Origin of the sequence: Methanomethylovorans sp. PtaU1.Bin093, from assembly GCF_002067275.1 — an archaeon.
Lineage (GTDB): Archaea > Halobacteriota > Methanosarcinia > Methanosarcinales > Methanosarcinaceae > Methanomethylovorans.
This window is the reverse complement of the sequence record NZ_MVQX01000068.1, coordinates 1-8,169: the sequence shown is the minus strand read 5'-3', so window position 1 is coordinate 8,169 and position 8,169 is coordinate 1. Positions and strand designations below refer to the sequence as shown.

The 8,169-nt window shown below is 41.0% G+C and carries 7 protein-coding genes; 2 read left to right on the top strand and 5 right to left on the bottom strand.

Translation table 11 applies throughout. The annotated features are described in order from the left end of the window. Positions 1–383: 383 nt before the first annotated feature. Positions 384–1,625 carry a PAS domain-containing protein gene (locus A4E24_RS08000; protein ID WP_292352760.1) on the top strand — a complete coding sequence of 414 codons (1,242 nt, stop codon included), beginning with the start codon at positions 384–386 and terminating at the stop codon, positions 1,623–1,625. Between the two features lie 177 nt (positions 1,626–1,802). Here A4E24_RS08000 and A4E24_RS07995 read toward each other — a convergent pair whose 3' ends face one another. From A4E24_RS07995 to A4E24_RS07980, 4 genes are all read right to left on the bottom strand, one after another. Then, the gene (locus tag A4E24_RS07995) at positions 1,803–2,573 is read right to left on the bottom strand and encodes a tetratricopeptide repeat protein (RefSeq protein ID WP_292352759.1); all 771 of its coding nucleotides are present in this window, start codon (positions 2,571–2,573) and stop codon (positions 1,803–1,805) included. Positions 2,574–2,588: 15 nt separating this feature from the next. Beyond that, positions 2,589–2,837, bottom strand: a complete 249-nt coding sequence (locus A4E24_RS07990) for a DUF2769 domain-containing protein (protein ID WP_292352758.1) — start codon at positions 2,835–2,837, stop codon at positions 2,589–2,591. A gap of 31 nt (positions 2,838–2,868) precedes the next feature. After that, a complete protein-coding gene (locus A4E24_RS07985) occupies positions 2,869–4,509 on the bottom strand; it encodes a methylamine methyltransferase corrinoid protein reductive activase (protein WP_292352757.1) in 1,641 nt (546 codons plus the stop codon). A 260-nt stretch (positions 4,510–4,769) separates the two neighbouring features. Beyond that, on the bottom strand, positions 4,770–6,323 hold the full coding sequence (locus tag A4E24_RS07980; protein ID WP_292352756.1) for a DNA-directed DNA polymerase II small subunit: 1,554 nt from the start codon (positions 6,321–6,323) through the stop codon (positions 4,770–4,772). A 161-nt stretch (positions 6,324–6,484) separates the two neighbouring features. Here A4E24_RS07980 and A4E24_RS07975 point away from each other — a divergent pair, with 161 nt between their 5' ends. Next, complete coding sequence (locus A4E24_RS07975; RefSeq protein WP_292352755.1) at positions 6,485–7,042, top strand: S26 family signal peptidase; 558 nt, start codon at positions 6,485–6,487, stop codon at positions 7,040–7,042. A gap of 25 nt (positions 7,043–7,067) precedes the next feature. Here the strand turns inward: A4E24_RS07975 and A4E24_RS07970 are convergent. Further along, positions 7,068–8,169: ORC1-type DNA replication protein (locus tag A4E24_RS07970; RefSeq protein WP_292352754.1), on the bottom strand; the 1,102-nt coding region annotated here is incomplete at its 5' end.

Sequence of the window (8,169 nt, the reverse complement as noted above, 5' to 3'; positions counted from 1 at the left end):
TGAACCTGCAGGCAATGGTGGAGATGGCAAAGGCACACAAGTATTGAACATTAATTTTGAATTTTGATCGATGGGGGACCAGACCTTAGAGTTGTTCTCCTCATCTATCTATTATTACACAGAGATCTAAGTATAGTTTTGTGTCAAAGATCTATTTTTTATCAGCTGCACTACCTTTGTGGGTCATTTAAATGCAAACAAGTTAAGAGAAGAATAGCAGCAGTTTTGAAACAGGCTCAACATCAAATGCTCTAATAAACAAAAAAGGCAGATTGAAATGCTTAATTGTTCAGTAAATAATTCTACAGAACTCAAAATTGATTAATACTTAAACTAACAAACAAATAACATAATAAGAAGTGTTTAGCTTTAGGGGGAATTATATGGGAGCTAACATATCGAGCAAAGAAGAGATACTTGGAAAGATTATAAATAATGGTCCTGTTATTGCTTTTCTCTGGAAGGCAGAAAACACTCCCGATGAAAAGTGGCCGGTAGAATATGTTTCAGATAACATATGTCTTTTTGGCTACACAGTGGAGGACTTCATTTCCGGAAGCCTTCTTTATGCTGACATAATCCATCCTGATGACCTTCCTGAGGTAGAGACGGAGCTTGCCGAAATATCCCGTGCGGGAGGTACAGTCTTTGTAAAGGAATATAGGATAAGGACGAAATACGGAGAAGATAGGTGGGTGAAAGAGCAGACATTCATCCAGCGTAATGATGAAGGGATTGTGACCCATTATCAGGGTACTATCTTTGATATAACAGAACAAAAGAACAGGGAAATGGCTTTGGAGGAATCACTGAAGGCACAGAGGTCCCTGGAAAATGCAATAAACAATAGCTCTACTATGGTATTTCTGTGGAGGGCAGAGGAGTTCTTGCCGACAGATTACGCTTCTGAGAATGTTTCAAAGCTTGGCTATTCAGCTGAAGACTTTGTTCTCGGTCGTATTTCTTACAGTGATCTGATCCATCCGGATGACTATGAGATTGTCAAAGACACACTTGCAGAGAAGTGTGAGGATGATAGTGACAATTATACTCAGGAATATCGTGTGATATCAAAGGATGGAAAGACATTGTGGGTAAGTCAGGGAACTTTTATCCAGAGGGCCAAAGATGGGAATGCAACTCATTTGCAGGGAATCGTGCAGGACATCACAGAGCAGAAAGAAGAAGAGATCGCACTTAAAGCAGCACTTGAGAAGCAGGCTGAACTGCTGGACAGAAAAAAAGCTCTGGAAACAATTGTCAACCATAGCCCTGTGGTAGCTTTCCTCTGGAAGGCAGGTTCTGATGATGAAATGGAACTCTGGCCAGTTGAATTTGTTTCAGATAACATTACCAACTTCGGATATTCTGTTGATGATTTCCTCTCAGGGGAGGTCCTTTATGGGAACATAATCTCTCCTGAGGACCTCCTGGATGTCCAGACGGAACTTTCAGACATCTCCCGTGAAGGTGGTACAGTCTTTGTCAAGGAATACAGGATAAAAACTAAGTCCGGAGAACAAAGATGGGTTGAAGAGCAGACATTCATCCAGCGTAACGATGAAGGGGTAGTTACCCATTATCTGGGTGTCATCCAGGATATTACGGAACGAAAGGAAAAGTGATGCTAACTGAAATATTAAAAGGCAAGAGAGGCTTGGAAGCTGCTTATCATAATGTTCTTAAAGTCCTATTAGATATTTTTCCTTTCTTGCCATTTATTTTTAGTTGCTCATGACATGACCACTTCCAAAAAAGAGGTCTGCTGATACAAAAGTGATGAGGTTTCTAACTCGGAATTATTATTTGATATTGCTGTTCTTGCCAAGTTCTTGAAGCACTATGTTCCTGAACTTAGCAGCGTCCTCAAATGCGGGTTTTATGTCCAAGGCCCTGCTAAAAGCTTCGAGTGCTTCTTCATACTTATTCTGTCTGAAAAGTATCTCTCCTTTACAGTACCATGCTTCCGAACTATCCATTTTCATTTTTGGGGATGAAGTGAGCGGGATCCATGTGAACCGCGGAAACTGGTAGCTCAAAGGCTGTGAATATTCTATGGAACACTCAAAAGCCTCAAGAGCAGTATCATAATTTCCAAGCTCTCTTAGAACATTTCCTTTGCAATACCATGCCTCAGGGAACTCTCTACATTTGGACAGAGCATTTTCGAGGCAAATCAAAGCTTCTTCGTATCTCTGAGACGTATAAAGCACAAAGCCTTTCCTGAAAAGGTATTCAGGATCTTCAGGAGCTTTCTCCAGCATCTTCTCGATAAGTTCAAGCGAAGCATCATATCTGCCCATCATATAGTTTGCATAGCTTTTGCAGGACAAGATATTAAGAAAACTTATCTTTGATCGCTTTGCAGCCTCAGGATCACCCTGAGATGTGAGCATATCTGTCTCTTCTTCCCATAGTCTTTCTGCCACATCATAAGCATCTAAGCAGTCCTCGAACCTATGCATCTTGAGAAAAATAGACCCTTTGTTATAAGCCTGCAGCGCATCATCATGAATCTTTTTGATGTCTTTCTTCGTAGAATTTCCAGTAAAGAATTTTTCAAAAAGTTTCATTTATCAGCCACCTCACTACAAACGGAAACAAAAATAATCCCCTTCAAGCCTGAACTTTTCACGTGTGTGACATTCGGAACACAGACAACCTTCTTTTAATGATGGTTCGTATTGATTTTTCCTGGCACAGAACATCATGCCATTTCCAGGGCATGTCTTACATGTTGGACAGAGACAACCTTTGGAATGATGATATGAAGTACATATACCAAAATACCTGCCATAAGTTTCCCTGTTCCTGTCAGTAAGTTCTGAGGATCCCATAAACTATGACCTTTAAAACTGTGTGTCCTTTTCAACGTTTTATTTTCACTGAACGCTTTATTTTCAAGATTGAATGATTCATTGTTTGCTCGGGGCAGATGGCAACACAACGTCTACAGCTAGTGCCCAGGCAATGCTGGCTGTCGATATTTGCAAACCTCTTACCCTCTCTTTCAATGATGGTCACCGCATCTTCCGGACACTCTTTTTCACATTTATGGCAAAGGATACATTTTTCCACGGGTCCTTCAAGGATGATCCCTATATCTTTAACAATATCAAGACCTTGCCTGCCCACATCATCAATGTCCCTTGAAACACGTTTTTCGATATTCACTTTTTCTAAGGCCCGGGGGAAAGGCTTAATTTTATACAGCTCGAGCATCTGATCATATACCTCAATGGGCATCCCTTGCTGCCAGTAAGATAGTTCACAAACGTATATGTCCTTGAATGTTTCACTCGTAGCCATCATGAGGTGGTCTGCATGTATCTTCTTTGCCACAGAAATGACATCACATAACTTAATGATATCCAATGCCAACTTTCTTGCCAGCCCTATAGAAGTGTTACCGAATTGCACAATGTTATCTGAAAAACCTGGTGCGGAACCAATATGTCTTGCTTTTTCAGCATCTACATAAGTTCCGGTAGCTCCGGACATATAAACATATTTAAGGTCAGAATACTCAATACCTGCTGCTACCATGAGAGTCATATGGGCAGCTCGAATGGCACCTATTGCCTTACCCACTTCTTCTACATCTTTATCTGTGATTATAATACCGTCACCCAGGACTATTCTTCCCTCCGGAAGATGCGGCAACTTTTTAGTCAGGCCTTCTTTGATAGCCAGGGCAATAGTCGAAATAACCCCTGTTCCTGTAATACCTTTGGCCTGTATGCCCGAAGATTCAATGACCTCACCGGAAACCGGATCAATAAGATCTCCTTTTACAGTTTCCATCTTCTCATTGAGCACTATAAGCCGCCAGTGGTGACCCTCGAGATTTACATCGCTTATGGCTCCGGGACCTGCCAGCATACCGCAGTTGATGCCCTGCCCTTCAATGGCCGGACCGGCAGCAGCACTCGCAGTGATTATCTTATCCCCGACCTTTAGTGCCATTTCAGCATTTGTTCCATAATCCGTTACCAGGCAAGGTCCATCCTGGTGAATGAAATCAGTTTCCAGCATCATTGCAAGGGCATCGGCACCAATCTCATGTTTTATAGCAGGTGGGATCACTATCTCACAGTTGTCCATCTCATAGATACCTTTGAAAATCTCATTGGCAGGAAACACACGCGCATCCCTTTTGACATTGTGCACACCCAATTTTTTTTGTTTTGTCTCTCCTGCATACGCAAGGTCTAATATCTCACTGTTCTGGAAAAGGGATAACTGTATTGGATTACCGCAAACAGCTATCCTCTGAATACTGGAAGGATCAACATCGAACCTTTCCAGCACTTCTTTAACAGCCTCGATCATCAATCCATGAGCTACATCCTTTCCTGTGTTGATGGCAAAATCCAGATGGTCCATTACATTCCCTCCCGGAAGAGGGTGACCCATAGTGATCACAGTTTTAATGGTTTCCCTAGATTTGATATCTATCAGCTGCGATCTGAAACCGCTAGTCCCAAGGTCCAGTGCAATTACATACATGAGGATTCCTTCAAAAAGCATTTACAGGCAAGTAAGGTTTGTTTTGAGAAGAATGCATATATATTTTGTGCTTCGAGCTTCCGCTTGGAGAACTTAATGAAAAAGATATAGAGAAGATACGCCTAATGAAACTTATTTTCGATTGCATTCAGGAACTTTAAGAATAGTTATATTGAGCTTGTATAAGGTCGCAGATATGTTCTATTTATAATTTACCATTGACAGACTCAGCCAATCCTATATATAAGAACTGCTAAAAATCATTCTGCAAACTTAAGAATTGTGGTCTTCAGAGTGCTGAGGTCTACTACAGGCACCTGTGCAGGAGTAGGCACGACATTTACTCTTTTCTGGAACTCGGTCTGGGACTGCCATGTGCCCGAATTGACCAATAGAACATTCTTATACCATTCCACACCCACTGTGTGAACATGACCACAATGCAGTATGTCTGGCACCTGGCCAATAACAAAATGATCCTGCTTTTCAGGAGCTATAGATACTCTGCTGCCGTAAATAGGAGAAAGATGTCTTCTTTTCATCATTTCCACCATTGCCTTAGTGGGCTCCTGATAGGATACACCAGGTATGGAGGCTACCAGATCATCGATAGACCTGCCATGATATATCATAAGTTTGACACCATCAAGATCAACTACTGAAGGATTCCCCACAAATAATACATTCTCAGAGAAATCTGCCCGTATGTTTTCAGGCAGCATGGGCTGCGGCTCTGCTTGCCTCACAGCATCATGATTACCAGGAGATATTATTACCGTTATGTGTTTGGGTATCTCACTAAAATATTCTGCAGCCTTTTTATATTGTCCATATACATCCTGTATCTTTAATTCCATCTCCTGCCCCGGATAGATGCCTACCCCATCCACAAGGTCACCCGCAACAACAACATAACGTACCTCTTTGGATAACTCGGCCATAGCTTCATTGTCAGTATCACCTTTGAGAAAATCGATAAAGCGATACCATTCTTCCTCTAAAAATGTGGAACTGCCTATATGAACATCGGAAGTAAGAACAATTTTGCCGTATGATCTTTTTCTTTCACCCAGAGTGTTAGGTAAATCCGGAATGGTGATCTTTTTAGCTATAAGCAGCTTACCATCGTTAGTAAGAGCACCAGTAATACCCACAACTTCATCCAGTACAAAGCGGCTGGCAAGTTCAAATAGCTCTTTATCAGCCATTCGTACCAGCACTGAGATAGAACCTGTAGTATCTTCAAGTTCTATCATCTTATGACCATTACTTGTGTTTTTAATATCTGAGATCATACCGATAATAGAAACTTCATTCATATCCTTATCCATGCCCTCACGGCGCCCGCTGTTTTTATTACGGTACTTGTTCAGACTTTCTATGGGCCTTGAATTCAATCTGCCCCTTATCATCTCACTTAACCTGCTGTATCTATTCCTGAAAAACTGAACAAATTCCATATATTCTCCTACACATGTGGAATTATCAGTAATGTCCAGTAACACATCAACAGGATTATCAGACTGAGAACAGTTAAGAGGAGAGAACATAGGGGCAACTGTTTTAGGAATAGGTTGATGGCTGGTAGAAAGACTTTCTTTTTCAGGTACTTCATTATTTTCTTGAATATTGTTCTCATTAATATGTTCATTAATGTGTTCAACATCTACCACTAGCACAGAAGGGTCCATGTTCTTCAGGATACGATCTAAAAGGCTGCGTGGATCACAATGACAACATATCAATTCAACAGCATTTGGACTTATCTGATATCCTTCTTCCAGGAAAACGGTAATCACTTCGATCTGATTCATAGAGGATCAGGTATAGCAATAGTAAAACATTTTGATCACAGGTTTCAATCCCCGAGCACTCCAACGGGAGCAACGTGGTCTATATGCTATGTTGTTATATAGTTGTAATGGGAAGGAAGGAACTACTGTATAATTGTTATCTAAAAGCATCCGGTGAAATAATGGACCTAAAGGAAGGTATTAAAACTTTTCGAGAAAGTGAGAATTTTTACATTTCCCTTGCCAGAGATATAGTATCTGTGGCTGCAGCTGTGCTATTGTTCTCAACCATCTCATACCTGATATTTGGGATGTGGACGCCAATGGTCGCTGTGGAATCCGGTAGCATGGAGCCACATATGAACATAGGGGACATAATTTTCATACAAAACATTGAAAGAACATCAGTAATAACGAAAGCTGATGCTGCCAGTGATTATCTATCATTCGGGGATAACGGAGATGTGATCTTATACAGACCTTATGGAAGGAAAGATGTAACTCCTATAATCCATAGGTCAATGTACTTTGTGAAAGCAGGAGAACCTATGTGGGAGGGAGGACCAACAGCTCCTCATGATGGTTATATCACTAAAGGGGATAATAAACAAACTAATATGGTTTATGATCAGCAGGGACAAATAAGCTATCTTACACCAGTAAAAGAAGAGTGGATCATAGGGATTGCCAGGTATCGTATACCCTATATAGGAAAGATAAGGCTGATGTTGCCTTTCTGATGTGACTTTTTATCAGAAAACAACATCATAAATGCATTTGAGTAGTTATTACAGGTTTGAAATTCTCAAGTGGTTTCAGCCTGTAGTCCTCAAAAAGCACACGCTGAGTACTGGAAACGGGGACACTCAAAACTATTTCCTTTGTTCTTCCATATCTACCCTTGCTTACTACAAGAGCATTAACGATACCAAGCATATCAAGTTCTGACATCAGATCGGTCACACGCCTCTGGGTAAGAATATCCATGTCCACATTTATACAGAGCTGACGGTAAACATTGTACACTTCTCCGGTAGTAACGTTCTTGTAACCGTTATTTCTCAAATTTATGACTGCACAAAGCGCGAGTTTTGATTGGGTAGGGAGGGTCTTTACAACTTCTATAACACGATCGACCTCAATTTTGTCCTGAGCCCGTCTGACATGTTCTTCCTGTACACGGGGCTTCTTCTCGCGCTCAGCAAGTTCTCCTGCAACTCTTAAAAGATCCAATGCCCGCCTTGCATCTCCATGTTCCTGAGCTGCAAAAGCTGCACATAAAGGAATAACAGTTTCCTCTAAAACACCATTTTTATAGGCTATTTCTGCTCTTTCCACTAAGATATCGCTGATCTGATCAGCGTCATAAGGTGGAAAAATTATTTCCTCTTCCCCAAGAGAACTTTTTACCCGAGGATCCAAGAACTCAGTAAATTTAAGATCATTCGAAACTCCGATCATGCTGACTTTAGCCTGCTTAAGGTCCGAATTAGCCCTGGAAAGATTATAAAGTACGTCATCTCCTTTTTTAACGAGTTTATCTATTTCGTCAAGAATTATAATAATAACCTGTTTTTTTGAATCAACAGCTTCCTTGAACTTTGCAAAAACCTGATCCGTAGGCCAGCCAGTCATTGGCACATCTTCTCCAAACTGCCTTGCCAGATTAGCAAGCAGTCTGTATTGTGTATCTATGACCTCACAATTAACATAAACCACGCTACATTGGACATTAAGCTGCTCACCTATTCTTTCCAGTTCTCTGCCTACATGACGTGAAGCTGCTGTTTTGCCAGTGCCTGTCTTTCCATAAATAAGAATATTTGAAGGAGTATCACCCCTAAGAGCTGAAACCAATATGGTCGCA

Excerpts from the sequence above, each read along its gene's own strand:
- A4E24_RS07990 (WP_292352758.1), bottom strand. The coding sequence starts at position 2,837 with ATGGGATCCTCAGAACTTACTGACAGGAACAGGGAAACTTATGGCAGG.
- A4E24_RS08000 (WP_292352760.1), top strand. The coding sequence starts at position 384 with ATGGGAGCTAACATATCGAGCAAAGAAGAGATACTTGGAAAGATTATA.
- A4E24_RS07980 (WP_292352756.1), bottom strand. The coding sequence starts at position 6,323 with ATGAATCAGATCGAAGTGATTACCGTTTTCCTGGAAGAAGGATATCAG.
- A4E24_RS07985 (WP_292352757.1), bottom strand. The coding sequence starts at position 4,509 with ATGTATGTAATTGCACTGGACCTTGGGACTAGCGGTTTCAGATCGCAG.
- A4E24_RS07995 (WP_292352759.1), bottom strand. The coding sequence starts at position 2,573 with ATGAAACTTTTTGAAAAATTCTTTACTGGAAATTCTACGAAGAAAGAC.
- A4E24_RS07975 (WP_292352755.1), top strand. The coding sequence starts at position 6,485 with ATGGACCTAAAGGAAGGTATTAAAACTTTTCGAGAAAGTGAGAATTTT.